The organism is Nonomuraea sp. MG754425 (assembly GCF_021699195.1).
In the GTDB taxonomy this organism is placed as follows: Bacteria; Actinomycetota; Actinomycetes; order Streptosporangiales; family Streptosporangiaceae; genus Nonomuraea.
The window spans coordinates 1-23,520 of the sequence record NZ_SSXE01000112.1; the positions used below are offsets into that span (position 1 = coordinate 1).

22 protein-coding genes are annotated in these 23,520 nt (G+C 72.8%); 10 read left to right on the plus strand and 12 right to left on the minus strand.

Annotation, left to right across the window (positions count from 1 at the left end; genetic code table 11):
• Positions 1-920, minus strand: a 920-nt coding sequence (locus FAF44_RS32695) for a serine/threonine-protein kinase (RefSeq protein ID WP_237107187.1), incomplete at its 3' end; no start/stop codon positions are given.
• A gap of 148 nt (positions 921-1,068) precedes the next feature.
• On the opposite strand from FAF44_RS32695, the gene FAF44_RS32700 reads away from it, so the two are divergent.
• Positions 1,069-1,419 carry a hypothetical protein gene (locus tag FAF44_RS32700; protein WP_237107188.1) on the plus strand — a complete coding sequence of 117 codons (351 nt, stop codon included), beginning with the start codon at positions 1,069-1,071 and terminating at the stop codon, positions 1,417-1,419.
• On the opposite strand, the gene FAF44_RS32705 is transcribed toward FAF44_RS32700, so the two are convergent.
• Together FAF44_RS32705 and FAF44_RS32710 are read right to left on the minus strand one after the other, a co-directional pair.
• Entirely contained in the window at positions 1,420-3,549 is a 2,130-nt protein-coding gene (locus FAF44_RS32705; RefSeq protein WP_237107189.1) for a SpoIIE family protein phosphatase, read from the minus strand.
• Between the two features lie 140 nt (positions 3,550-3,689).
• Positions 3,690-4,343 (minus strand): TetR/AcrR family transcriptional regulator, encoded by a 654-nt coding sequence (locus FAF44_RS32710; protein ID WP_237107190.1) that lies wholly within the window; start codon positions 4,341-4,343, stop codon positions 3,690-3,692.
• Positions 4,344-4,481: 138 nt separating this feature from the next.
• On the opposite strand from FAF44_RS32710, the gene FAF44_RS32715 reads away from it, so the two are divergent.
• Entirely contained in the window at positions 4,482-5,714 is a 1,233-nt protein-coding gene (locus FAF44_RS32715) for an SGNH/GDSL hydrolase family protein (protein WP_237107191.1), read from the plus strand.
• A gap of 72 nt (positions 5,715-5,786) precedes the next feature.
• On the opposite strand, the gene FAF44_RS32720 is transcribed toward FAF44_RS32715, so the two are convergent.
• On the minus strand, positions 5,787-6,332 hold the full coding sequence (locus FAF44_RS32720) for a carbonic anhydrase (RefSeq protein WP_237107192.1): 546 nt from the start codon (positions 6,330-6,332) through the stop codon (positions 5,787-5,789).
• A 165-nt stretch (positions 6,333-6,497) separates the two neighbouring features.
• Here FAF44_RS32720 and FAF44_RS32725 point away from each other — a divergent pair, with 165 nt between their 5' ends.
• Together FAF44_RS32725 and FAF44_RS32730 are read left to right on the plus strand one after the other, a co-directional pair.
• The gene (locus tag FAF44_RS32725) at positions 6,498-8,297 is read left to right on the plus strand and encodes a glycoside hydrolase family 15 protein (protein ID WP_237107193.1); all 1,800 of its coding nucleotides are present in this window, start codon (positions 6,498-6,500) and stop codon (positions 8,295-8,297) included.
• A gap of 96 nt (positions 8,298-8,393) precedes the next feature.
• On the plus strand, positions 8,394-9,779 hold the full coding sequence (locus FAF44_RS32730) for a xylan 1,4-beta-xylosidase (RefSeq protein WP_237107194.1): 1,386 nt from the start codon (positions 8,394-8,396) through the stop codon (positions 9,777-9,779).
• On the opposite strand, the gene FAF44_RS32735 is transcribed toward FAF44_RS32730, so the two are convergent.
• Positions 9,760-10,374 (minus strand): TetR/AcrR family transcriptional regulator, encoded by a 615-nt coding sequence (locus FAF44_RS32735; RefSeq protein WP_237107195.1) that lies wholly within the window; start codon positions 10,372-10,374, stop codon positions 9,760-9,762. The genes FAF44_RS32730 and FAF44_RS32735 overlap by 20 nt on opposite strands.
• Before the next feature lie 80 nt (positions 10,375-10,454).
• Here FAF44_RS32735 and FAF44_RS32740 point away from each other — a divergent pair, with 80 nt between their 5' ends.
• From FAF44_RS32740 to FAF44_RS32750, 3 genes are all read left to right on the plus strand, one after another.
• Positions 10,455-10,997, plus strand: coding sequence for a nuclear transport factor 2 family protein (locus FAF44_RS32740; protein WP_237107196.1), 543 nt, complete (start codon positions 10,455-10,457; stop codon positions 10,995-10,997).
• Positions 10,998-11,120: 123 nt separating this feature from the next.
• The gene (locus FAF44_RS32745) at positions 11,121-11,822 is read left to right on the plus strand and encodes a DUF2271 domain-containing protein (protein WP_237107197.1); all 702 of its coding nucleotides are present in this window, start codon (positions 11,121-11,123) and stop codon (positions 11,820-11,822) included.
• A complete protein-coding gene (locus FAF44_RS32750) occupies positions 11,822-13,099 on the plus strand; it encodes a ferric reductase-like transmembrane domain-containing protein (RefSeq protein ID WP_237107198.1) in 1,278 nt (425 codons plus the stop codon). Before FAF44_RS32745 ends, FAF44_RS32750 begins: the two co-directional genes overlap by 1 nt.
• Before the next feature lie 2 nt (positions 13,100-13,101).
• Here the strand turns inward: FAF44_RS32750 and FAF44_RS32755 are convergent, their stop codons facing one another.
• The 3 genes from FAF44_RS32755 to FAF44_RS32765 are packed head-to-tail and all read right to left on the minus strand — an operon-like array spanning position 13,102 to position 16,488.
• Positions 13,102-14,238, minus strand: coding sequence for a mandelate racemase/muconate lactonizing enzyme family protein (locus FAF44_RS32755; protein WP_237107199.1), 1,137 nt, complete (start codon positions 14,236-14,238; stop codon positions 13,102-13,104).
• Positions 14,235-15,152 (minus strand): dihydrodipicolinate synthase family protein, encoded by a 918-nt coding sequence (locus FAF44_RS32760; RefSeq protein ID WP_237107200.1) that lies wholly within the window; start codon positions 15,150-15,152, stop codon positions 14,235-14,237. Before FAF44_RS32760 ends, FAF44_RS32755 begins: the two co-directional genes overlap by 4 nt.
• A gap of 4 nt (positions 15,153-15,156) precedes the next feature.
• Positions 15,157-16,488: an MFS transporter gene (locus FAF44_RS32765; RefSeq protein ID WP_237107201.1), complete on the minus strand. Its 1,332-nt coding sequence runs from the start codon at positions 16,486-16,488 to the stop codon at positions 15,157-15,159.
• Positions 16,489-16,766: 278 nt separating this feature from the next.
• Here FAF44_RS32765 and FAF44_RS32770 point away from each other — a divergent pair, with 278 nt between their 5' ends.
• The 3 genes from FAF44_RS32770 to FAF44_RS32780 all read left to right on the plus strand — a co-directional run bounded on the left by FAF44_RS32770 (position 16,767) and on the right by FAF44_RS32780 (position 19,453).
• Positions 16,767-17,435, plus strand: a complete 669-nt coding sequence (locus FAF44_RS32770; protein WP_237107202.1) for a GntR family transcriptional regulator — start codon at positions 16,767-16,769, stop codon at positions 17,433-17,435.
• A gap of 137 nt (positions 17,436-17,572) precedes the next feature.
• Positions 17,573-18,346: an ion transporter gene (locus FAF44_RS32775; RefSeq protein ID WP_237107203.1), complete on the plus strand. Its 774-nt coding sequence runs from the start codon at positions 17,573-17,575 to the stop codon at positions 18,344-18,346.
• 45 nt (positions 18,347-18,391) lie between these two features.
• The gene (locus FAF44_RS32780; RefSeq protein WP_237107204.1) at positions 18,392-19,453 is read left to right on the plus strand and encodes a sporulation protein; all 1,062 of its coding nucleotides are present in this window, start codon (positions 18,392-18,394) and stop codon (positions 19,451-19,453) included.
• Positions 19,454-19,585: 132 nt separating this feature from the next.
• On the opposite strand, the gene FAF44_RS32785 is transcribed toward FAF44_RS32780, so the two are convergent.
• From FAF44_RS32785 to FAF44_RS32800, 4 genes are all read right to left on the minus strand, one after another.
• Complete coding sequence (locus tag FAF44_RS32785) at positions 19,586-19,855, minus strand: GlsB/YeaQ/YmgE family stress response membrane protein (protein WP_237107205.1); 270 nt, start codon at positions 19,853-19,855, stop codon at positions 19,586-19,588.
• Between the two features lie 133 nt (positions 19,856-19,988).
• Positions 19,989-20,879 carry an SDR family NAD(P)-dependent oxidoreductase gene (locus tag FAF44_RS32790; RefSeq protein ID WP_237107206.1) on the minus strand — a complete coding sequence of 297 codons (891 nt, stop codon included), beginning with the start codon at positions 20,877-20,879 and terminating at the stop codon, positions 19,989-19,991.
• A gap of 150 nt (positions 20,880-21,029) precedes the next feature.
• Positions 21,030-21,587, minus strand: coding sequence for a hypothetical protein (locus FAF44_RS32795; protein WP_237107207.1), 558 nt, complete (start codon positions 21,585-21,587; stop codon positions 21,030-21,032).
• A gap of 113 nt (positions 21,588-21,700) precedes the next feature.
• Positions 21,701-23,500 carry a DUF2264 domain-containing protein gene (locus FAF44_RS32800; RefSeq protein WP_237107208.1) on the minus strand — a complete coding sequence of 600 codons (1,800 nt, stop codon included), beginning with the start codon at positions 23,498-23,500 and terminating at the stop codon, positions 21,701-21,703.
• Between the last annotated feature and the right edge of the window lie 20 nt (positions 23,501-23,520).

The window sequence follows — 23,520 nt, forward strand, 5'->3', positions numbered from 1 at the left end:
TGCTCGTCCGGGAGCGGTGCGGGTACGGGGCCGGCCGGGTCGGCGAGCTCCGCCAGCCGCCGCCGCGCCTCGGCCGCGTCGAGCCGCTCCCCGGGGTCGCGGCGCAGCATCGCCGACAGCACCCCGGCCAGCGGGCCCACGTCGGCCTCCAGCGCCACGACCCCGCGGGCGGCCTCCCGCCTCAGGGCGTGGGCGGCCACCGGGTCCGGCCGGCCGCCGTCCCGGTCCCCGTCGTGAGCCGAGGGCCTGGCCGCCGCCCCCCGGCGCGGCGGTCCGCCGGCGACCAGCGCGTACACGGTGGCCGCGAGCGAGAACACGTCCGACTTCGGCTCCGGCTGCCCCCGCACGACCTCCGGCGCCGCGTAGCCGGGGGTGTAGCTGACCGCGCTGTTGGGAGTGATCGTCTCGGTGCCGCCCACCCGGTACGCCGCTCCGAAGTCGGCCAGCTTGGCCGTCCCGTCACCGGTCACGACCACGTTGCCCGGCTTGACGTCGCAGTGCACGATCCCCTCGGCGTGCAAGGCGGCCAGCGCGCCGGCGATCTGCGCCCCGACGCGCGCGGCCGTCCCGGGGGAGAGCCCCGGCCGCCCGTCCAGGCTGCCGCCCGGCACGTGCTCCATCACCAGCCACGACGCTGCCCTGCCGCGCACCGCGTGGTAGAGCGTGACGACGTGCGGATGGCTGAACCTGGCCAGGGCCCGCGCCTCGGCCCACAGCCTGTCGAAGCCGGCGGAGCCGGTCACGGCCAGCCGTTTGAGCACGACCTCGCGCCCGAGTTCCAGGTCGCGGGCGAGCCACACGTCGCCGGCCCGGCCCCCCGCGAGGTCGCGCACCAGCCGGTAGCGCCCGTCGACGGTCGTGCCCGGCCGGACGGCGGCTCCCCTCGGAGGCGGTACGGAGACCCGTCGCAGGAAGCGCACCCCTCGAATCTAGCGAGTGAGCGATCGGACACGCAGCGCTTCACCGGGACCGGTCCCGGTGTGATCGCCGCACACTGGGCGGGCTGAGATCTCGCCCCGAGATCCCTATGCTGCCGTAAGCGACCGAACACGAAGAGCAAGGAGGATCATGTCTCTCACGATCAGGGCCGCCGTCCTGGCGATGGCGGCGTCCGTCGCCTTTGTCCCCGCCACCGCCGCCACCGCCGCCACCGGGCCCGACCTGCGGGCCTGCCACGACGGCAGGTGCGACCTCACGCTCACCCGCAGCGTGTCGTTCCCGGTCAGCTCCCGCTTCGGCATCACCAGGCTGGCCATCTCGTTCGACTCCAGCATCGTCAACGTGAAGGGCACCGGGCCGGGCGTGTCGTCCCAGGCGCTGCTCGGCAAGGGGGCGTCGGGGTCGGTCAACAACATCGGCGTGCGCGTCGTCTCGCTGTCGGCCGGTAAGGCGGTGCTGAAGCTGGCGCCCCGGAACTGATCACCACGGGTCGAAGGCGTCGCGCAGGAGCAGCACGGCGACGTCGTCCGTGCGCCGCTCGATCGCGGCCGCCTCCACGAGCGTCTCGGCCAGGTCGTGCAAGGGCTGGCCGGGCGTGGGGGCGAAGCGGCGGGCCAGGGCGGTGATGGCGTCGCCGAGGTCGAGGCCGGGCTGCTCGATGAGCCCGTCGGTGTAGAGGGCCAGCACCGCGCCGGGCTCCAGCGGCAGTTCCGTGGTGACGTACTCGGCGTCGGGGTCGATGCCGAGCAGCAGGCCGGGGGTGGTCTCGACGACCTGGGCCGGCTCGCCCGGCCGGCCCAGGACCGGCGGCAGGTGCCCGGCGCTGGCCACGTACGCGGTGTGCCGGCGCAGGTCGAAGGCGACGTACAGGCAGCTCGTGAAGCGGTCGGAGGCCAGCTCGACGAGCAGCCGGTTGGTGTGCGCCAGCACGTCGCCGGGGTGGGCCCCGGCGGTGGCGTGCGCGCGGATGGCGGTGCGCACCTGGCCCATGAGCGCGGCGGCCGTGACGTCGTGGCCCTGCACGTCGCCGATGACGGCGGCGGCCATGGTGTCGCTGAGGCGGATCAGGTCGTAGAAGTCGCCGCCGATGTCGATGCCGGGCATGGCGGGCACGTATCTGGCGGCCACGTCGAGGCCGGGTACCTGGGGGATCGTGTGCGGCAGCAGGCTCTGCTGCAGGCACTGGGCGAGCTGGTGCTTGACGTCGTAGAGGCGGGCCCGCTCGAACGCCTGCGCGAGCAGCCCGGCCAGCGCGGTGAGGGTGGCCCGCTCGTCGGTGCTGAAGCGGTGGGGCCGGTTGAAGGCGAGCACGCAGGTGCCGACGGGCCGTCCCGAGGTGATGAGCGGCAGGAACGCCCACGCGGACATGTCGTCGGAGCGGACCGCGTCCGGGTAGGCGGCGCGCAGTTGGTCCCAGGTCGCGAAGAACGCCGGCTCGCCCGCGTCGAACGGCCGGTCCTCGGGCGCGGGCGCGATGATGGGGCGGCCGTCGAACTCGTTGACGGCCGCCTGGCTGTAGCCGCGCGAGGCGGCCACCCGCAGCCGCCCGCCCTTGGCGGTGAGGATGGCCAGCGCCTGCACGTCGTAGACCGGCATGACGTGGTCGGCCACCAGGTCGAGCACCTCCTGCACGGTCACCGCCCGCGCGAGCGAGGTGGCGAGCTGCAGGATCTCGTGCACCGCGATGACCCGCAGCACCCGGTCGCCGCCGGTGACGGGGTCCGGCGACTGACCGCGGGACACCGCGCCGGGGGTGATGCGCAGGGTGACGCCGGTCAGGCCGGGATACAGCCAGAACGACAGCCGCCGCCCGGCGGGGTTGCGCGTGACGAACCAGGTGATCTGCCGGCCGACCACGCAGGCGCGGTAGCGGTCCTCGTAGGAGGGGTCGGCCAGCCACGGCAGCACCTCCCACAACCGCCGGCCGAGCAGGTCGGGCGGGGAGACGCCGAGCAGGTCGGCGGCCGGCGCGCTGACCAGCGTCACGCGGCCCTCGACGTCCAGCACGCAGTGTCCCTCGGGCAGGCGGTTGAGGCAGCCCAGCGCGACGAGTTCGGCCCGCGCGTCCGGTTTATGCGGCGGGTGCGGCCCGAGGTGGCGGGGCCGGGGCCCGGTCTCGACCGGTTGCCCCCGTCCGGCCGCCGCGCGTGCCAGCTCGCCGAGCTCGGCGCAGGTCCGGTCGATGATCTCGCGCTGCTGGAGGGTGAGTTCCGTCGTCCGCCCCGAGGGCCACATCAGCATGAACCCGCCGACGACCGCGCCGCCGGTCAGGACGGGGGCGAGGGCGGAGGCGAAGTGGTACGGCAGGGACAGGGCCGCGCCGGGGAACTCGCGGGCCAGGTGCTCGCGCCCGCTGATCCACACCAGCCGCCGTTCCTGGACGGCGGCGGCGATCGGCACCGGGTCCCTCGTCCGGACGCGGGACCAGGCTCTGGCGATCGGCGCGGGCAACCCGTACTCGGCGACCATCCGGAGGACCGTGCGGCTGTCGTCCAGGAGGTACACGGCGCCGATGTGGGCTCCGGTGCGCATGAGGGCTTCGATCAGCAGGTCGTCGATGCGGGACGAGTCGTTCGCCACGCAGGGGGCCAGGACGCCCTCGTCCGGCACGGCCTCAGCGGACCTTGCTAACGGGACATGAGCCTGCAATCCACTCAAAACCTCCCATACGGGCAGGTTACACGTGCATATGTAGGGATTTGGTTACGTTCCGCCAATATCGCGCTCAGCTCGGAGGCAAGCGCCCAGCCCTACGCGCCGGGCGCGTCACCCTCCGTAGCCGGACCGGACAGGCCGAGCAGCCGGCCGACCAGCCGGTGCATGTGGGCACGGAAGCGCCGCAACTGCTCCTCGTCCTCGATGCCGCTGCGCCGCCCGGCCCCGTCCAGCACCCCGCTCAGCACGAAGCCGTGGATGCACCAGATCATCGTGTACGTGGTGTGCAGCGGGTCGGCCCCCGCCTCGGCGGCCAGCGGGGCGATGCTGTCCACGACGTACGTCGTCAGCGGCTGCGCGCCCTTGGCCTCCAGGTCGGAGATGTCGCTGGCGTCCGACAACCAGCGGTGCGCCCACAGCGCGGGCACCTCCGGATGCGCCACGCAGAGGTCGATGTAACCGTCGACGAAGTCGTGCAGCGCCCGCGCCCGGTCCTGCGGCGCGGCCGTCAACAGCGCCTCGGCCCGCAACTGGACGGAGTCGGCCAGGAGGCGGCGAGCCTGCTCCATGACCTCCAGGTAGAGCTCCCGCTTCGCGGCGAAATGGGCGGTGACCTGCTCCGGCTCCACCCCCGCCGCCTCGGCGACCTGCGCGATGGAGGAGCCGTCGTAGCCGAGCGCGGCGAACAGCCTGGTGGCCGCCCGCACAACCAACTCCCGCCCGCCGTCTTCCGCTGCTGCAGAGTCCATGGTGGCGACCATAGGTGCGATGGGCCGCCGGGCCTATCACTCGATCGGCAAGAGCCGGTAAAACCCGACCCGGCGACCGGCGTGTCAGAAACGTTCGCTATGGTGCCGAAAGTTTCGCCTACCGAGGGGAGCCGCCCCATGTCCCTGCCGCCGGACCGGCCGGGGGCCGCCGCCCCGACCGGGCGCTGGGTCACCACGTGGACCGCGATGCCCCAGCTCACCGAGCCGGACAACATGCCGCCCCCGCCGTACGCGAAGGACGGGCTGTCGCTCGCGGACACCACCCTGCGCCAGACGGTCCGCGTCTCGCTGGGCGGGCCCCGGCTGCGGCTGCGGGTGTCGAACGCGTTCGGCGGGGCGCCCCTGCCGATCAGCCGCGTGGCCGTGGCGCTCCCGGAGGGCGGGGCGTCGGGCGTGCCCGGCGTGCGCCCGGAGACCGTCCGGCCCGTCACCTTCTCCGGCCGCGCCGGAGCCACCGTCCCGGCCGGGGCGCACGTGGTGTCCGACCCGCTGGAGTTCGGCCTGGCCCCCGGCGCGGCCCTCACCGTGACCATCCACCTCGCCCACGGCCTGGCCTCCTCCGCCCTCACCTCGCACCCGGGCTCCAGGACCACCTCCCACCTGGCCGCCGGCGACCACGTGGACGCGGCCCGCCTGCCCGCCGCCACCCCGGTCGACCACTGGTACCTCCTCAGCGGCGTCGAGGTCTGGGCCGAGCCCGGCGCGGCGACCCTCGTCCTGCTGGGCGACTCCCTGACCGACGGCAGGGGCTCCACCACCAACGGCGACGACCGCTGGCCCGACCGCCTGTCCGCCCGGCTCCCGCCGGGCGTCGCCGTCGCCAACCAGGGCGCGGGCGGCAACCGGGTGCTCAACGACGGGCTCGGCCCGAGCGCCCTGGCCCGCCTGGACCGCGACGTCCTCGCCCAGAGCGCGGCCCGCTGGCTGATCGTCTTCGAGGGCGTCAACGACCTCGGCACGGCGCGGGCCACCCGGCACGACCAGGAGCGGGTGGTGGACGACCTGCTCGCCGCCTACGAGCAACTCGCCGTCCGGGCCCGGGCCCGCGACCTGCTCGTGTACGGGGCCACGCTCACACCGTTCGGCGGGCACGACCCCTACGACGACCCGGACGGGCACCGGGAGGCGGCCCGGCAGACGGTCAACGCGTGGATCCGGGAGTCCGGCCGGTACGACGCCGTGATCGACTTCGACCTCGCCGTCCGCGACCCGGCCGCGCCCCGCCGCCTGTCGGCCGCCTTCGACGAGGGCGACCACCTTCACCTGAGCCCGGCCGGCTACCACGCACTCGCCCGCGCCGTCCCCCTCGACCTGTTCCACCGCCCGCCGGCGGACGCGGCCCCGGCATAGCAGCGGCCGCCCCGGGTCACGCCGAGCCCGGGTCCGGCTCACCCCGGACCCGGGCCGTCTTGTGCCCCGGGGTTACGCCGGGGCCGGTTGGGCGCAGGGCGGGGCCGGGACCGGCCTGGGCTCCGGGGCGACGCGGCGCAGCCGGCCCGTCTCCACCTCCCAGACGAACCCGTGCACCCGCTCCCGGTGCGGGATCAGCTCATCCGCCTTCACCCGCGCGATCGACTGCACGACGTCGAGATCGGCGTCCTTGGGGAACGCCTCGGCCGCCCAGTCGGGCCGGATGCCCGTCTCCTGGTAGACGGCCTCGCGGAAGGCGTCCTCGGTGATCTTCGTGGAGCCGCAGTCGGTGTGATGGATGATCACGATCTCGGTGGTGTCCAGCAGGCGCTGGCTGATGGACAGGCTGCGGCGCGTGTCGGCGGTGACGACGCCGCCGGCGTTGCGGATGACGTGCGCGTCCCCCTCGGCCAGCCCGAGGACCCGCCACACGTCGAAGCGCGCGTCCATGCAGGTCACGATCGCCAGCCCCAGGCGCGGTTCCGGCGGCAACCCGGCGTTCGGGTAATTCGCGGCGTACCGCTCGGCGTTGGCGATCAGCTCGTCGACGACACTCATCGGCTCTCTCCTGTCATGTCCGGAGGAGATCTTCCCGTGCCGGGGCGGCCGTGTGCGGGCCGCCCGCAAAAGATCTACCTTCGCGCCCGCAGGCCCGGGGACGGTCCCCGGGCCTGCGGGCCCCGATGCCGGGTAGGCGTAGGGGACGTCGGCTGGGGGTGAATCATGCGGATCGAGGACTACGCGCTGATCGGCGACATGCAGACCGCCGCCCTCGTGGGCAGGGACGGCTCGATCGACTGGCTCTGCCTGCCCCGGTTCGACTCGGCGGCCTGCTTCGCCGCGCTGCTCGACGAGCCGCGCGCCGGCCGCTGGCTGCTGGCCCCCGCCGACGGCGCGGCCAGGTGCGAGCGCCGCTACCGTCCCGACACGCTCGTCCTGGAGAGCACCTGGCAGGCGGACGGCGGCTGCGTGCGGGTGCTCGACTTCATGCCGCCGCGCGGCGAGGCCCCCGACGTCGTGCGCATCGTCGAGGGCGTGCACGGCCGGGTCGAGATGCGTACGGAGCTGGCGCTGCGCTTCGACTACGGCCGGGTCGTCCCGTGGACCCGCTACGACGGCGGGGAACTGGCCGCGGTGGCGGGCCCCGACTCGGCCTGGCTGGACGCCCCCGTGCCGCTCGACTCGCACGCGGGCACCGCCACCGCCGGCTTCGCGGTCGCGGCCGGTGACCGGCTGCCGTTCGTGCTGACCTGGCAGCAGTCCTGGCTGCCCCGCCCGGCCAGGGTGGACGCCTTCATCGCCCTGGACGACACCGAGAGCGCCTGGACCGGCTGGCTGCGCGACTGCGCCTACCGGGGCGACCGGTACGGCGAGGCGGTGCGGCGCAGCCTGCTCACCCTCAAGGCGCTCACCTACGCGCCCACCGGCGGCATGGTCGCCGCGCCCACCACGTCGCTGCCCGAGCAGATCGGCGGCGGGCGCAACTGGGACTACCGCTACAGTTGGCTGCGCGACGCGGCGTTCACCCTGCGCACCCTGCTGGCCTCCGGCTACGAGGACGAGGCCAGGGCCTGGCGCGACTGGCTGCTGCGCGCGGTCGCGGGCGACCCGGCCGACCTGCAGATCATGTACACGCTGGACGGCTCCCGCCGCATCCCCGAGTGGCGCGCGGACTGGCTGCGCGGTTACGAGGGCTCGCGTCCGGTGCGCATCGGCAACGCCGCGTACGCGCAGGTCCAGCTCGACGTCTACGGCGAGGTCCTCGACTGCCTCTACCAGGGCAGGATGGCCGGTCTGTGCCACGACGACGACGCGTGGGAGCTGCAGCGCAACCTCATGGACTACCTGGAGGGCCACTGGCGCGACCCCGACCAGAGCCTGTGGGAGATCCGCGGGCCGAAACGCCAGTTCACGCACTCGAAGGTGCTCGCCTGGGCCGCCGCCGACCGGATGGTCCGCACCGTGGAGGCGGGCCGGCACGGGGGCCCGGCCGACCGGTGGAAGGCGCTGCGTGAGGAGATCCACCGCGAGGTGTGCGAGCACGGCTACGACGCCGACCGGGGCACCTTCACCCAGTTCTACGGCTCGCGCGGGGTGGACGCGGCGCTGCTGCTCATTCCCCGGATCGGCTTCCTGCCGCCGGGCGACGAGCGGGTGGCCGGCACGGTCGAGGTCGTGCGGCGCGAGCTGAGCCGCGACGGCCTGGTGCTGCGCCACCGCCACGACCTGGACAACCTCGACGAGCTCACCGGGGGCGAGGGCACGTTCCTCGCCTGCTCGTTCTGGCTGGCCGACGCGCTGGCCATGCTCGGCAGGCGGGACGAGGCACGCGAGCTGTTCGAGCGGCTGCTGGAGCTGCGCAACGACGTGGGGCTGCTCGCCGAGGAGTACGACACGGCGCTGCGCCGCCAGGTCGGCAACTTCCCCCAGGCATACAGCCACCTGGCCGTGATCAACACCGCGGCGGCCCTGGAGATGCGGCCCATGACGGCCCTGGAGACGGCGCAGGCCAACGATAGATAACGATTGGCTGTGAAAGTCGCACCCCGATATGCCCCTTTGGTAGATGCATGGAACGCTACGAGCGGCATGCATAGCGTAAGGATCGGGTGAGATCGGGTGGCATCGACCAACGGGGGATCGTTCTGGCTCAGGCTCGGCCGGGTGACGGGGGTCACCGCCATGGCCGTGCTTCTCGCGAGCTGTGGGCTCGTGGGCGGAACGGAGCAGGGACCAGCGGCACCGCCGGACACCGGCGCCGCGACGCAGGCGCAGGCGCAGCCGAAGGAGACGACCCCGGCGGCGCGCCCGCCCGAGGTCGACGAGGGCTGGCCGCGCTGGGGCCTGACCCACACCGGCGTCAGCGCCAACAACGTCACCCGGGAGTTCGAGCAGGTCGTGGCCGGTGAGCTGGCCCGGACGCCGATGATGCAGAACCAGCACATCATGGGCTTCGGCGCGCTCAACCCCGAGCCCTACCCCGGCCAGTACTACTGGGAGGACCTCGACAGCCGGATGAACCTCATGCGGCAGTCGCGGGCCACCCCGGTCATCACGCTCTGCTGCGCGCCCGACTGGATGAAGGGCGGCCCCGAGGGTCCCACCGAGGACTCCGCCTGGGGCGAGCACCTGGAGGACGCCCCCTACCCCCAGCACTTCGACGACTTCGCGAAGCTGTCGGCGGCGGTCGCCGCGCGGTACAAGGACGTCAAGTACTTCATGGTGTGGAACGAGTTCAAGGGCTTCTGGAAGGACCACTCCAAGCCGGCGGACTACAAGGGCTACACCGAGATGTACAACAAGGTGTACGAGGCGGTGAAGCAGGTCCGTCCCGACGCGCAGGTGGGCGGCCCCTACATCGGCTTCGACAGCAACGCCAAGGGCGACTCGGAGCTGCGCGGTGACTGGGGGGTCGTCAACCAGAACGTGCTCGACGCCTTCGACTACTGGTACGAGAACAAGAAGGGCGCGGACTTCGTCGTCGTGGACGGGGCCTCCGTCACCGACGCCCACGAACTGCTGCCGGACGAGTTCGGGGCGCTGCGCAAGTTCTCCGACGTCACCACGTGGCTGCGCGAGAAGACCGACGGCCTGCCGGTCTGGTGGTCGGAGTGGTACTTCGAGCCCGAGGACGGCAGCACCGACTGGGAGGAGCCCAAGCGCCTGGCCGTGCAGGCCGCCTCGATGATCGAGTTCGCGGTCAGCGGGGCCGCCACCGCGCTCTACTGGAACCCGCAGGCCAAGGAGGGCGCGTGCCAGGGCTGCCTGTGGGACCCGCGCAGCGGGGCCGAGACGCAGACCGGGCAGCTCGTGAGCAACTTCGTCAAGTGGTTCCCGGCGGGGGTCGCGCTCGACGCGGTCACCTCCTCCGAGCCCTCGGTCAGGGTGCTGGCCCAGCCGCAGCAGCTCCTGCTGGTCAACACCACCGGCGGTGACGTCACCACGACCGTGGACGGCAAGGAGCACACGCTCAAGGCGTACGAGATCAAGTGGTCGGCCCGCTGACCGTCACCCCGGACAGCCGGTCGAAGACCGCCCCGACGGCCCCGGGCAGCTCTTCCGGGCGATTCCCGGTGATCGCCCTGGCCGCGTAGAAGGCGGCCAGCCCCACCTCCGCGGCCAGGGCGGCCGTGTCGTGCCCGGAACCCTGGCCCACCAGCAGGTCGCGCAGCAGCTCGACGTGGCGGCGCTGCTTGATGACGCCGCGGGCCTGCAGCTCCGGGTGGCTGGCGACCAGCCGCTCGTGCCGCGTGTACGCCGCCGGATCGGCGGTCAGCATGCCGACGTAGGCGACGACGATCTGCCGCGTGCAGGCCAGCGCGGCGGGCAGTGACCCGCTGATGGGCTCGCGCGGCGCGGCCTGCTCCGCGAGCACCTCATCCAGTTCGCCGCCGTCGGCGAACACCACTTCCTGTTTGTCGCCGAAGTAGCGGAAGAACGTGGCCCGGCCCACCTGCGCCCGCTCGGCGATGTCGGAGACCGTCACCTTCTCGAAGCCACGCTCCTCGAACAGCGCGTGCGCCGCCTCGATGATCGCCTCCCGCGCGAGCCGCCGTTTGCGTGCCCTGAGAGATGCGCCGGGTACGGCTGGACGATCCATGTGCTCAGTGTACGGAGTGCCACACCGCCAACGTATGATACTGAATCTCACAAGAGACTCAGTATCAAAGGAGTTCGTCCATGAAGGCACGTTCCCTGCTGGCCGTCAGCGTGGCGGCGCTGGCTCTGGCCATGACCGGCCCGGCCGCCGCCTCCGCGAACCGCGGCGCCACCGCGTCCGCAGTCCGCGGCGTCACCGTGTCCGACACCGTCTCCGACACCGAGCGCCGGACGCGGGCGCTGGTCGCCGCGTTCGAGCACGAGGACGTCGCGGCGGTCTCGGCGATGTTGCGCGACGACAGCACGTTCGCGATCCCGCTGTCGTTCACCGGCAGGAAGGAGGACGCCGCCCGCTTCACCGGCAGGGCCGAGGTGCTCGGATACGTCAAGAGCGCGTTCGCGACCATGGGTCGCATCGACTTCGTCGACGTCAAGGTGAGCGTCATCGCCGGTGGCAAGACTTCGTTCGTCGAGGCCGAGGGCGACTTCACCACCGCGGACGGCCGGCCGTACCGGAACGTGTACGTCTATCGCTTCGACTGGCGCGGCGGGCGGATGGCGAACGGCCTGGAGTACGCCAACCCGATCACGTTCTGTAACACGTTCTCCGCGCCGGGCTGCTGACCGACCCCTGTGGCGTGCCCTGGGGAACCGGGGTGCGCCACGGCTCCTTCACACGGTTTTTCGGGTGATCTTTCTAGGCTCGTCCACGAAAGTCGTGATTCGGGGGAAGGAACCGCGCCCAGCATGCCCGACAAGTCCATCCGGCTCGTGGTGCCGATCGTCGTCATCAGCGGGGTGGCCGCCGCCGCGACGGGAGCCGAGCTCCTGTACGGCCACCCGGCCGATCCTCCGCCGGCGGCGGCCACGACTGTCACACCGGCCAGGCCGAGCCCGCCGCCCGAGCCGGCCGCCGCCACGCTCGGCCTGGTCCGCGTCGACTACCGCCTGACCCGGCTGTCCCAGCTCGCCAGTAATCAGCTCGCCGTCTGGATCGAGGACGCGGACGGCGGCTACGTCCGCACCCTCTTCGCCACCAGCTACACCGCCAACGGCGGCTACGTGCGCCGCCCGATGTCGCTCCCGCTCTGGCGCGAGCGCGCGAACTGGGAGCGGGCCACGGAGGCGGAGGTCCGGAGCGCCAGCCGGCCCGCCCAGGACAGCGGCGCCCACTCCCTCTACTGGGACGGCACCGACCACCAGGGCCGCCCCGTGCCCGCCGGCACCTACGTCTACCGGGTCGAGGGCAACCTCCTGTGGGAGAACCGGGTCCTGTTCACCGGCTCGATCACGCTCGGGGACACGGCCGACTCCTCCACGGCCGGCGTTGAGTACCTGCCGGACGCCGCCCGCGCGGAAGGCGAGATGATCGCCGAGGTCAGGGCCGCGTTCCTGCCGGGCGAGCCGCTCGACCCCGCGACGGTGACGACCTTCACCCGGGGCTCCTGATGCGGGCGGCGGCCAACCCCGCAGGCGAGGCGGCCCCGCGCCGCGCGGGCGGGCGGCGGCGCGCTCCCCGGGCCCGCCCGCTGCGGCTGCGGTGGCTGGCGGCGGCGATCGTCCTCACGGCGCTCCCGTTCGCCTACCCCCTCTTCCGCCCGGACCTGGTGGGCGGCCCGCTCCCCGGCGCGGCGGGCGTCATGGGCCTGCTGGGCGCGCTGGCCATGTGGTGGCAGGTGCTGCTGGGCGCCCGCCAGGTGTCGGCACGGTTCAGCGCCGACCGGGGCCGGCTCGTGACGGCCCACGTCTGGCTGGGCGCGGGCGGGGCCTTCCTCGTCCTGCTCCACCCGCTGCTGGAGATGGTCGTCGACCGCCACGGCCCGGTCTACCTCGTCGCGTTCGACTTCACCTGGGTCGAGTCCACCCACACCTCGCTCGGCCGGCTGGCGCTGCTGATGTTCGTGCTGGTCTGGCTGAGCAGCACGCTGCTGCGCGCCCTGGCCCGCCACCGCCTCTGGCAGCGGGTGCACTACCTGTCCTATCCCGTCGTGGCGCTGGTCTTCCTGCACGCGTACGGGATCGGCACGTTCCTGGCCGAGCTGCCGTGGCTGCGGGCGTACTGGCTGGGGCTGGCGGCGGCGTTCGCGGGGGTGGCGCTCTGGCGGGTGGTCAGCCCGCTGCGGGCCGCCCGCTACCGGCTGGCCGGCGTGCGGCGGGCCGCCGGCGGCGTGACCGTCTACCGCCTGCGCGGGACGGGCGTCCACCCGCTGCCCGGCCAGTTCTGCCACCTGCGCACCGCGCTCCTGGAGCGCTCGCACCCCTTCAGCGTGGTCCGGGCGCGGGACGGCGAGCTGGTGTTCGCGATCAAGGACGCGGGCCCGTTCACCGCGCGCCTGCGCGAACTGCCCCTGGGCGCGACGGTGCTGGTGGACGGCCCGTACGGCACGTTCACCCGCGAGGCCCAGCTCGCCGCCGGGCCGGTGGTGCTGGTGGCCGGCGGGATCGGCATCACCCCGTTCGTGGAGCTGGCCCTGCGCCACCCGGACGCCGTGCTCTTCCACGCCGGCCGTCACCCGAGCGACCTCGGGAGCCGGCTCGGCCCCCGCTACCACTTCGCCCACCCGGACGAGCGGCGGCTGAGCGCCGCCCGGGTCGCCGGGCACGCCCCCGGGGACGCCGCGTACTTCGTCTGCGGCGGCCCCGGGTTCGTGACGGGCATGGTCAGGGACCTGCGGGCGCACGGCGTCCCGGCGGGGCGGCTGTTCAGCGAGCGGTTCGAGTGGTGAGGTCAGACATACCCGGTCGAGCCGTCGGGACGGATCGGCAGCACCCGCTCCCAGCGCACGTAGTCGTCGCTCGCCAGCGCCGACTCGTCGATCTCCACACCCCAGCCGGGACGGTCGGGCCGCAGCTCCAGGTACCCGTCCACCGGCAGGTACGGGTCGGGGCACCAGGTGGTCTCGCACGGCTTGTACTCGACCAGCTTGAGCCCGTGGTGGTTGGCGGCGAAGTGCACGTTCACCGCCGTCGCCAGCGGGCCCATCGGGTTGTGCGGGGCCACGCTCGCGAAGTGGGTCTCCGCGATCGTGGCGATCCTGCGCATCTGGGCCAGCCCGCCGACCACGCACACGTCCGGCTGCACGATGTCCGCGCCGCCCGCCGTCAGCAGGGCCAGGAAGTCCTGCGGCAGGAACAGCGACTCGCCGGTGGCCAGCGGCACGTCGAGCTGGGAGCGCAGGTGCCCCCAGGCCGGCAGGTACTCGGGCCTGAGCGGCTCCTCGAACCACAGCGGGTCGTACGGGGCCAGCGCGTTGCCGAGCTGGATCGCCTGGCGCGGCTCGAAGATGCGGGCGTGCGCCTCGAAGGCGAACTCCCACTCCGGCGGATGGATCGAGCGGATCTCGGCGAAGTAGTCGGCCGCCTCCTTGACCACGTTGCCCCAGCGGCCCGCGTGGATGTCCCTGCGGTAGGGGCTGAGCTTGAAGGCGGTGAAGCCGTAGCGCTCGTTCAGCTCCTGGGTGAGGTCGAGGCAGACGGGCGGGTCGGGCGCGGTGTAGACGCCGCAGTAGACGGGCACGCGGTCGCGTACGTTGCCGCCGAGCAGCATGTAGACCGGCAGCCCCGCCGCCTTGCCCGAGATGTCCCACAGCGCCTGGTCGATGGCCGCGATGGCGGCCAGCCCGATCGCGCCGGGCGGGAAGCGCGCCTCCTGCAGCAGCCGCCGCACGACGTACTCCACCCGGCGCGGATCCACGCCCTCGATCTGCTGGAACATGTACTCGAGCACCGGGATGAGCGCGTGGTCGGGGCCGTGGTTGTACGCCTCGCCCCAGCCGGACACGCCCTCGTCGGTCTCCACCTTCACCAGCAGGCGCGGGCGGACGTCCACGCGCTGCATGTACGTCCGCAACGCGGTGATCTTCATGCTGCTCCCTCCTGCCAGGTGGCCAGGATCGAGGCCACTTCGTCCCGCACGGAGGCCGGCAGCGCCCGGCTCGGCGGGCGGACGTCGCCGCGGCACAGCCCGAGCTGCGCCAGGGCCTCCTTGACCACGGCCACGTTGTCGGCCGAGGAGTCCGCTCCACGCAGCTCCTCGAACCGTCTGATCAGCTCCCATACCTCCATCGCGGCGGCGTAGTCGCCGGCCCGCAGCGCGTCGCGCATGCGCAGCGTCAGCCCGGGGACCGCGGTGACCAGCCCGGAGGTGAACCCGCGGGCCCCGACCGCCCAGTACGCGGGCGTGTACGGCTCCGCCAGCCCGCACAACCAGGCGAACCGGTCCAGCCCGGCGTCCCGCGCCACCGACGCGAAGCGCACCGGGTCGGGCACCGCGTACTTGACGCCGACCACGTTCGGGCACGCCTCGCCCAGCCGGGCCACCTGCGCGCCGGTGATCCGCGGGTCGCGGACGTACGGCACGACGCCCAGGTCCGGCACCGCCTCGGCGATCCGCCGGTGGTAGTCGACCCACCCCTCGGCCGCCACGTACGGGTGCACCGGCTGGTGCACCATCACCATGCGGGCGCCGTGCTCGCCGGCGTGCCGGGCGGACTCCACCGCCGAGGGCACGTCCAGCCCCACCCCGGCCAGCACGGTCGCGTCGTCGCCGGCCGCGGCGGCGGTGGACTCCAGCACCTGCCGCCGCTCGTCCGGCGTCAGCGCGTAGAACTCGCCGGTGTTGCCGTTGGGCGTGATGACCCGCACGCCCGCGTCGATCAGCCGGCGCACCAGCTTGGCGTTCGCGTCGAGATCGACGGCGCCGTCCGCGTCGAAGGGCGTCACGGTGACGGCCGCGATGTCGTTGAGCGTCCTGGTCAGGACGCGTATCTCGGTGGGCATCTGGTCAACCTCTGCTCTCTGCGGGGATCGTCTCGTTCAGCGGCCGGACCCGCACCATGAAGCCGTAGATCAGCGTGCCCAGAATGGCCATCACCCCGGCGAAGATCATCGGCCCGGTGTACGAGTTGCCGCTCATCGTCAGGAAGAACCCGATGAGGATCGGGCTGATGATGTTGCCGATCTGCGAGCCGAAGTTCTGGAAGCCCGCGACCGACCCGACCACCGAAGGGGCGGGGGCGACCTCGGCCGGCAGGCTGAGGATGGCGGCCCCGGCGAAGGAGTGGGCGCAGTTGCTGATCGACAGCAGCACCATCACGGCCAGGTTGCCGTCCACGAAGATGGTCAGCGTGATCGTCGAGGCCAGCAGCATGCCGGTGATGATCGGCAGCTTGCGGGCGCGGCCGATGGGCACGCCGCGGCGTACCAGCCAGTCGGAGAACGCGCCGCCCGCGACGGTCGCGCCCACGGCCAGCAGCGCCGGGATCGAGCCGAACACGCCCAGCTCCAGGATCGTGAAGCCGCGGTCCTCGACCAGGTAGCTCGGATACCACGTCAGGAAGAACGCGCCGGTCGCCGAGCGGCAGATGTAGCCGAGCACCAGCCCCCAGATGGTGGGGTAGCGCAGCAGCTCCACCCAGCGCATCCGCGGCCCGGTCTCGGGCACGGCGGCGTCGCCGCCCTCGATGTAGTCGAGTTCGGCCTGTGAGATGCGCGGATGCTCGCGCGGCGAGCGGTAGATCATCCACCAGCCGACCACCCAGGCCATGCCGGCCACGCCGATCACCACGAACGCCGCCCGCCAGCCGAAGGCGGCGATCAGCGCGGTGACGACCGGCACGGACAGGGCCACGCCGACCTGCTGTCCGGTGTCGAAGAGGCTGGAGGCCAGCGCCCGCTCCCTGCGCGGGAACCAGGTGGCGACGACCTTGACGTTGGCCGGTTGCACGGGGGCCTCGCCCATGCCGAGGCCGAGCCGGGTCACCAGCAGCGTGCCGACGCCGTGGGCCAGGGCCGTGGCGGCGGTCCACAGCGACCACCACACGACGGCGATCGGGTAGATGACGCGCGGGCCGAACCGGTCGAGCAACCACCCGGAGGGGAGCTGGAAGATCGCGTAGGTCCAGAAGAACGAGCTGAGCAGGATGCCTTTCGTGGTCTGGTCGAAGCCCAGCTCGTCCTGCATGTAGGTGCTGGCGACGCTGAGGGCGGACCGGTCGAGGTAGGCGATGGTCAGGCCGAGGCCCGACAGGGTGATGATGGTCCAGCGAAGTCGGGACCGTGCGCGGCGGGCTGTCGCGGGCACGGCGGGGGTGGGTGTTGCGGAGTTAGACTGCATTCGAGCTCCAGGCTGCAGGTCAGTGCAGTGACCACGCCGGACCGCCGGCTCGCCAGCCCGCCGGTCGCCGCGCCAACGGCGTTCCGACGGGGATCCGTCCGGTCCGGGGTGTTCGAGTGAACGGAGCCGTCTCGCCGGTGTGGCCCGTGTCTGCGGGCCACACCGCACGGCTGGGTAAGGGGTAGCCCCTTTCGTGAGGTTTCCGAAGTCCTAATTCACGCGACTGTAACTCAAAGAGCGGTCATATACGAGATGCGATGTACGGTATCTTTCACTTCATGAGTGAGGTCATCGCGTCACCGGTCTTCTCCGGTCAGCCCAGGTCGCTGTCGTCGCGGGGCACGGTCGTCCTGGAGGCGATCAAGCACGCGATCCTGACCGGCGCGCTACCGCCCGGCCGCCAGCTCGTCGAGACCGAACTCGCCCAGCAGCTCGGTGTGTCCAAGACCCCCGTGCGCGAGGCGCTCAAGACGCTGGCGGGCGCGGGCCTGGTCACGATGAGCGAGTACAAGGGCGCCACCGTGCGCACCGTGGACGACGCGCTCATGGAGTGGGTCTATGACCTGCGCCTGCTGCTGGAGCCCGAGGCCCTCACCCGCACGGTCGAGCGCGGCGCCGACCTCTCCCCGGCCGCCGAGGCCCTGGGCCGCGCCGACGCCGCCGCCGACCGAGCCGACCGCAGCCTGGCCAACCGCGACTTCCACCGCGCCCTCTACGCCGGCTGCGGCAACCCGCTGCTCGTCAGCACCCTCGACTCGCTGCGCGACCAGACCGCGCTGATCTCGGCGGCGGCCTGGTCGCGCGTGCCCACCTGGGAGGAGGAGGCCGCCGAGCACCGCGAGATCCTCGCGGCCGCCCAGGAGGGCACCGCCGCCGAGGCCGCCGGCCTGCTGCGCGCGCACGTCTGCCGCTTCGTCGAGCGCGTCAGGGAAAGCGGAGGTCTGTGATTCGTGTGATCAATCTCTCAGCGTAGCCTTGCTCGGGGCCCCGCCTCCGCCCCGTCCCTACGATGATCATCGATCATTCGGAGGGGAGATCCGTGTCTGGGCGAGAACGCGTTCGGACCGTTCTGGACAGCCGCCTCGTGCAGCGGGCGGTCATCCTGGTCATCGTCGTCAACGCGATCACCATCGGCTGCGAGACCAGCGCGTACCTGATGGAGCGGGCCGGCGACCTGCTGCACACCATCGACCGGGTCGCGCTGGCCATCTTCGTCCTGGAGCTGGGCGCCCGCCTGTACGCCTACCGCGCGGCCTTCTTCAAGGACCCCTGGAACTGGTTCGACGCGATCATCGTGGCCGTCGCGCTCATCCCGGCCTCCGGCCCGACGTCCGTGCTGCGCGCCCTGCGCATCCTGCGGGCGCTGCGGCTGGTCTCGGCGGTGCCCAGCATGCGCCGCGTGGTCGGCGCGCTGCTGACCGCCGTGCCCGGCATGGCCTCCATCATCGGGCTGCTCGTCCTGATGATCTACATCGCGGCGGTCATCGCCACCAAGCTGTTCGGCGACATCGTGCCGGAACGCTTCGACGAGCTGCCGCGCTCGCTCTTCACGCTCTTCCAGATCATGACCGGCGACGACTGGGGCAACGTCGCGCAGGAGGTCATGGAGCACAAGCCGTGGGCATGGATCTTCTTCATCGTCTACATCCTCATGTCCACCTTCGTCGCGCTGAACCTGTTCATCGCCGTCGTGGTCAACGCCATGAACGAGGACGGCGAGGCCGTGCGCCAGAGCCGGGCCGAACCGTCGCCGGAACTCGAGTCCGTCAAGCGGGAACTGGCCGCGGTGAACGCCAAGCTAGACCAGCTCCTTATGCGGGAGCGTCCGGAGGAACTCCGCTCCCCGGCCGATCGTTGACGCGGGCGTCACAACGTTTTCGATCTTCGTTCGACAGGGAGAACAGTGGTCTTCAAGAGGATGCTGGGTGCGTTCGGAGTGGGCGCCCCGTCCGTGGACACCGTGCTGTCCACACCGCGTACCCGGCCGGGCGACACGCTGGAGGGGGAGGTGCGGCTCAAGGGCGGCGACTTCGACGCCGAGATCGAGCACATCACCCTCGGCCTGGTGGCCCGCGTGGAGATCGAGCACGGGGGCGACGAGAGCTCCGGGCTCGGGGAGTTCTCCAGCGTCCGGGTCTCCGGTCCGTTCACGCTGCGCAAGGGCGAGGACCGCGTCATCGACTTCGCGATCCCGGTGCCGTGGGAGGCGCCGATCAGCGAGATCTCCGGCCAGCCGCTGCCCGGCATGGCCATCGGCGTACGGACCGAGCTGGCCATCGCCAAGGCCGTTGACAAGGGCGACCTCGACATGCTGGCCGTCGAGCCGCTGCCCTCGCAGCTTCGCATCCTGGAGTCGTTCCTCCAGCTCGGCTTCGCCTTCCGCGCGGCCGACCTGGAGGCGGGCCACCTCTACGGCGTGCGCCAGGAGCTGCCGTTCTACCAGGAGCTCGAGTTCTACCCGACCGGCCACTACGCGAGCTCGGTGCGCGAGGTCGAGGTCACCTTCGTCGCCGGTCCGACGGGCCTGGAGGTGGTCCTGGAGGCCGACAAGCGCGCCGGCCACTACTCGGGTGACGCCATCGGCCGCTTCACGGTCAGCCACGACGACGCCCTGCGTACGGACTGGGCGGGCGAGCTGGGCCGCTGGCTCGACGGCCTCTCGCAGTACGGCGGGCACGCTGGGGGCCACTTCGGCCAGCCCGCCCCCTACGGGCAGCCCGACGCCTACGGCCAGCCCGGCCCGTACGGTCAGCCCGGCCACTACGGCGAGCACGGTCACCCCGGCTACCCCGGCCAGCATGGCCACCCCGGCCACCACGACGACCACCACGGGCACCGCAGCGGCCCCGGCATGGGCACGGTGATCGCCGCCGGCGCGGCCGGTGTGGTGGGCGGCCTCGTGGCCGGCGAGATCATCGAGGAGGTCTTCGAGGGCGACGACGAGGAGGAGGGCGGCGACTGGTGACCCCCCCGCTGACCGGCCGCGGTGAACGCTCCGCGGCCGGTCAGCGGGTCGTGCCGGCGCCCCGATGAGCGGCCGGCCCCCTGCCCGGCGGCGGCCCCCCACGTGGGGAGCCGCCGCCGGCGGCGGGGCCGGTCAGCCGCGTCGTCTGCCGTACACGCCCGCCGTCAGCGACACCCCCAGCGCCGCCAGGGCCACCTGGATGCCCAGCTCGATCCAGTCGATGCCGCGCGTGTCCGCCACCCCCAGCACCGCCGCGATGGCGGTGCCGATCAGCGCGGCGACCACGCCGATCACGATGGTGAGCCAGACGGGGATGCGCTGCCGCCCCGGAATGACGAGCCGCCCCAGGGCGCCGATGACGACGCCGATGATGAGACCGGAGATGATGCCGGTGATTTCCACGCTGCTTGCGCCTCCATGAGGTCGGCGTTCTTCCGTCACCAGGCACAACGAGCGGCCACACCCGGCGGGTTCCGCGATGAGCCGGTCTCCGGGCCGCTCGCTGGGCCGCTCTTTGGGCCGCTCTCCGGGCAGGTCAGCCCGTGAGGTAGCCGCCGGAGGCGTCGATGTCGGTGCCGATCACGGCGGTGGCGTCGTCGGAGGCCAGCCACATGACCACGCGCGCCATCTCCTGCGGCTGCACGATGCGCCTGATCGGGTAGTCCTGCGCGATCTCCTCGTACGTCGTCCCGAACGCCTCGGCCGCCCGCCGCAGCATCGGCGTGTCCACGGCGCCCGGCGCGAGCGCGTTGACCCGGATGTTCCTGGCGGCGTACTCCAGCGCGGCGACCTTGGTCAGCGAGGCCACCGCGTGCTTGCTGGCGTTGTACGGCGAGATCGTCGCGAAGCCCACCTCGGCCGAGATGGACGCGGTGTTGACGATGATCCCGGCCCCCTGCCGCAGCATGTGCGGCAGCTCGTACTTCATGGCCAGGAACGTCCCGCCCGCGTTCGTCCGCCAGACCAGCTCGTAGTCCTCCAGCGTCTGCTCGTGCAGGGGAGCCGCCTTCGGGCTCTCGATGCCGGCGTTGTTGAAGGCGATGTCGATCCGCCCGTGGCGGCGCACGCACTCTGCGACGAACGCCCGCACGTCCGCCTCCCTGGTCACGTCGGCCCGCATGAAGCCGGCCTCGCCCCCGAAGTCCCTGATCGCCCGCTCGTGCCGGCGGCCGAGCTCCTCGCGCCGTCCGCAGAAGAACACCTTCGCGCCCTCCCGCGCCAGCTCGTAGGCCGTGGCCTGCCCGATCCCGGACGTCGCCCCCGTGATCAGCACGACCTTGCCCGCGAAGCGGCCTCGGCGGTCGGCGCGGCCCGACGAGGGCTCGGGCGGGTTCTGGGTGTCGGCCTCGGCGGCCCCGGCGGCCAGCGCCATCGCGCCCGCGGTCGCGGTGGTGAGGATCGCTCGTCTCGACGGTTGTCGCGTCATTGAGTCCACTCCTGGATGTTCGGCTGGGCCCAATGCTCGGACGCCGCCCGCGAAACCGTCCAATACCTGCGGTGATAGCCGATGGCTATGGAGCCGGACAGCTCCGGGGGCTCCGACGCCGTTGTCGGAGGCCCCGGGTGCGCGGGTGGCTCAGCCGGCCTGGCCGAACTGCCGCAGCAGCGGGCCGTCGAGCTTCCAGCCGGGCTCGTCGGCCAGGATCTTCTTCGTGTGCGACTCGATCGCCATCCGCCACTTGTTGTTGTTCGACAGGCGGAACACCTTCACGTCACCGCCGGCGGCGGCGCTGCCGGGCGCGTAGCCCAGGATGCCGTCGTAGCGGAAGTCGCCCGAGGTCACCAGGCGCTCCCGCTCCGCCACGGAGGCGGTGACGAGGTAGGAGGCGCTCTTCGCCCAGCGCAGCCGGAAGAGCGGCTTGCCGCCGGAGAACGGGGCACGCGACACGTAGGAGAGCGGCGTCCGCGTGGCCGACCAGCCGTGCTCGTCGATCGCCCGCCGCCTCTCCGACTCGCTGGCGGTGTAGAAGAACCCGCCGTCCTTCGTCACCAGTTCGTGGACCTTCACCCGTTGCGCGGCGACGCCCGTGTTCGAGGTCGCCGGGGCGGCGGAGGCGCTCTGCGCGGTGGCGACGCCGAGGGACAGCGTGGCGCCCAGGGCCACCGCCAGCCCGAGGCCGACGGGGCGGGTCATGCGGCCGGATGACAAGGCCATCACTCGTTTCCCTCCGATGTGCCGATCAAGGATGCCGCCAAGCTAGTGGCGCGCGACCCGCCGGACGGCTCACTTCGACGAACGTGGAAACGTCAGCCGGCGTCGAGGGGGAGAGGGTCGATCGTGCCGTCCGGCCAGACGATCTCGTGGTCGCCGATCGACGGCGCGTCCGTCCCGGCGCCCAGCAGGAGCGCGGCGGCGTACCAGCGGCCCGGCTCGGCGTCGCCGGGCGTCGCGCACCAGGGGACCAGCGTGCGCTCGCCCAGCGGGGTGGCCGCGACGTCCGTGCCCGACTCCGTCAGCCCCGGGCCGCCGACGACGCGCGTGGCGGGGCCGCCTTCCGGCGCGGGCCAGCCGCCCACCCGCAGCGGGCGCGGCTGCCCGGTCAGCCGCGCGAGCCGCACCTCCCACGCCCCGCGTACGACCGACACGACCTCCACCTCCGGCCCGTGCCGCATCGGCGCGCCCCCTCGCGGGTGGCCGTGGTCGGGGCCCGGCCCCTGCTCGCCCCAGTGCGCCCGCCAGCGCGACGACCCGGTCAGCGTGCCGGACGGCAGCGCGCGCACCCCGCCGGCGGTGAACCCGGTCCGGTGGCTGGCCCGGCCGTCCTCGTCGAGGACCACGACCGACTGGTCCAGCGGGTCGCCCGACAGCAGCGGGAAGGTGACCGTCGAATAGCCCAGCCGCGCGTACACCGGCGAGTCGGCCAGGTCGGAGCCGGGGTGCGAGTGGTCGGTGCCGTGGTTGACGACCCGGACCACGCCGTCCGCGCGGGTGCCGCTGACCAGCCAGCCGGGGGCGCGGACCACGCGGGCGAAGTCGCCGGTCTCCACCGGGAGCGGCTCCTCCACCGCCGTCCAGACCGGGTGGTCGGCCGGCAGCGACAGCCCGAACAGGCCCTTCGACGCCCAGTACGGCGACCCCGTCCCGGAGTAGGACTGCGCGATCTCCCGGTACGGGCCGTGCCAGCCCAGGTTGAGCACGCCGTCCGCGTCGGGCGCGGGGTCGTGCGCGCGTCCGGCGAAGTGCCGGACGATCCCGGACGCGGCCCGGCGCAGCAGCCCGGGAGAGCCGACCCCGGCCCGCGCGCCGGCCCAGAACGGCGCGGCGGCGGCGAAGCGGTAGGTCAGGCTGCGGCCCTGGATCAGCGGCGAGCCGTCCGCGCCCACCAGGTGGACGGCGTCGTCCAGGAAACGTTCGAGGCGGGCCAGGTAGCGGGGGCCGGGCGGGCGGCCGGCCATCTCGCTCCACAACAGCGGGTAGAAGTGCAGCGCCCAGCCGGCGTAGTGGTCGTAGGAGCGTTCGGCGCCGTCGGCGTACCAGCCGTCCTCGCGTTCGAAGCTCTCCGTCAGGGCGAGCCCGGCGTCGATGTCCTCCTGCGCGTACGGCCCGCCGACCGAGGCCAGGAACTGCTCCACGACGATCTGGAACCACACCCAGTTGATCGGCGGGTAGGCGGCGCCGATCGCCGGCGCCAGGTAGTCCACCACCTGCTCGCGCACCAGGGCGGGCAGCCGGTCCCACAACCACGGCCTGGTCAGGTGCAGCACCAGCGCGATGGAGGCGGCCTCCACCTTGGCCTGGTCGTGCTCGTCCAGGCGGACCCAGCGGTCGGGGTGGTTCGGGTCGGTGCCGGCGGCCAGGCCCTGCGCGTACCACTCCATGAGACCGAGCGGGTCGCGCCCGCCCTCGCCCGCCACCCGGAACCCGGCCGCGAGGAACGTGCGCGCGAAGCCCTCCAGGGCGTCGACGTCCGGGCCGTAGCCGCCGGGCGGGCCGGGGAAGCTGATGCGCGCGTGGGACGGGCAGGCGTGGCGGCGGGCCGTCAGGAGCAGGCGATCGGCCAGATCGGCCCAGTGCTCCCTGGTCCAGCCCGTGTAGGGGGAGATCATCAGGCCAAGCAAACACGGCG

Coding starts and splice junctions, on each gene's coding strand:
- FAF44_RS32700 (WP_237107188.1), top strand. CDS start 1,069: ATGTCTCTCACGATCAGGGCCGCCGTCCTGGCGATGGCGGCGTCCGTC.
- FAF44_RS32710 (WP_237107190.1), bottom strand. CDS start 4,343: ATGGACTCTGCAGCAGCGGAAGACGGCGGGCGGGAGTTGGTTGTGCGG.
- FAF44_RS32715 (WP_237107191.1), top strand. CDS start 4,482: ATGTCCCTGCCGCCGGACCGGCCGGGGGCCGCCGCCCCGACCGGGCGC.
- FAF44_RS32720 (WP_237107192.1), bottom strand. CDS start 6,332: ATGAGTGTCGTCGACGAGCTGATCGCCAACGCCGAGCGGTACGCCGCG.
- FAF44_RS32725 (WP_237107193.1), top strand. CDS start 6,498: ATGCGGATCGAGGACTACGCGCTGATCGGCGACATGCAGACCGCCGCC.
- FAF44_RS32735 (WP_237107195.1), bottom strand. CDS start 10,374: ATGGATCGTCCAGCCGTACCCGGCGCATCTCTCAGGGCACGCAAACGG.
- FAF44_RS32740 (WP_237107196.1), top strand. CDS start 10,455: ATGAAGGCACGTTCCCTGCTGGCCGTCAGCGTGGCGGCGCTGGCTCTG.
- FAF44_RS32745 (WP_237107197.1), top strand. CDS start 11,121: ATGCCCGACAAGTCCATCCGGCTCGTGGTGCCGATCGTCGTCATCAGC.
- FAF44_RS32750 (WP_237107198.1), top strand. CDS start 11,822: ATGCGGGCGGCGGCCAACCCCGCAGGCGAGGCGGCCCCGCGCCGCGCG.
- FAF44_RS32755 (WP_237107199.1), bottom strand. CDS start 14,238: ATGAAGATCACCGCGTTGCGGACGTACATGCAGCGCGTGGACGTCCGC.
- FAF44_RS32760 (WP_237107200.1), bottom strand. CDS start 15,152: ATGCCCACCGAGATACGCGTCCTGACCAGGACGCTCAACGACATCGCG.
- FAF44_RS32765 (WP_237107201.1), bottom strand. CDS start 16,488: ATGCAGTCTAACTCCGCAACACCCACCCCCGCCGTGCCCGCGACAGCC.
- FAF44_RS32770 (WP_237107202.1), top strand. CDS start 16,767: ATGAGTGAGGTCATCGCGTCACCGGTCTTCTCCGGTCAGCCCAGGTCG.
- FAF44_RS32790 (WP_237107206.1), bottom strand. CDS start 20,879: ATGACGCGACAACCGTCGAGACGAGCGATCCTCACCACCGCGACCGCG.
- FAF44_RS32795 (WP_237107207.1), bottom strand. CDS start 21,587: ATGACCCGCCCCGTCGGCCTCGGGCTGGCGGTGGCCCTGGGCGCCACG.
- FAF44_RS32800 (WP_237107208.1), bottom strand. CDS start 23,500: ATGATCTCCCCCTACACGGGCTGGACCAGGGAGCACTGGGCCGATCTG.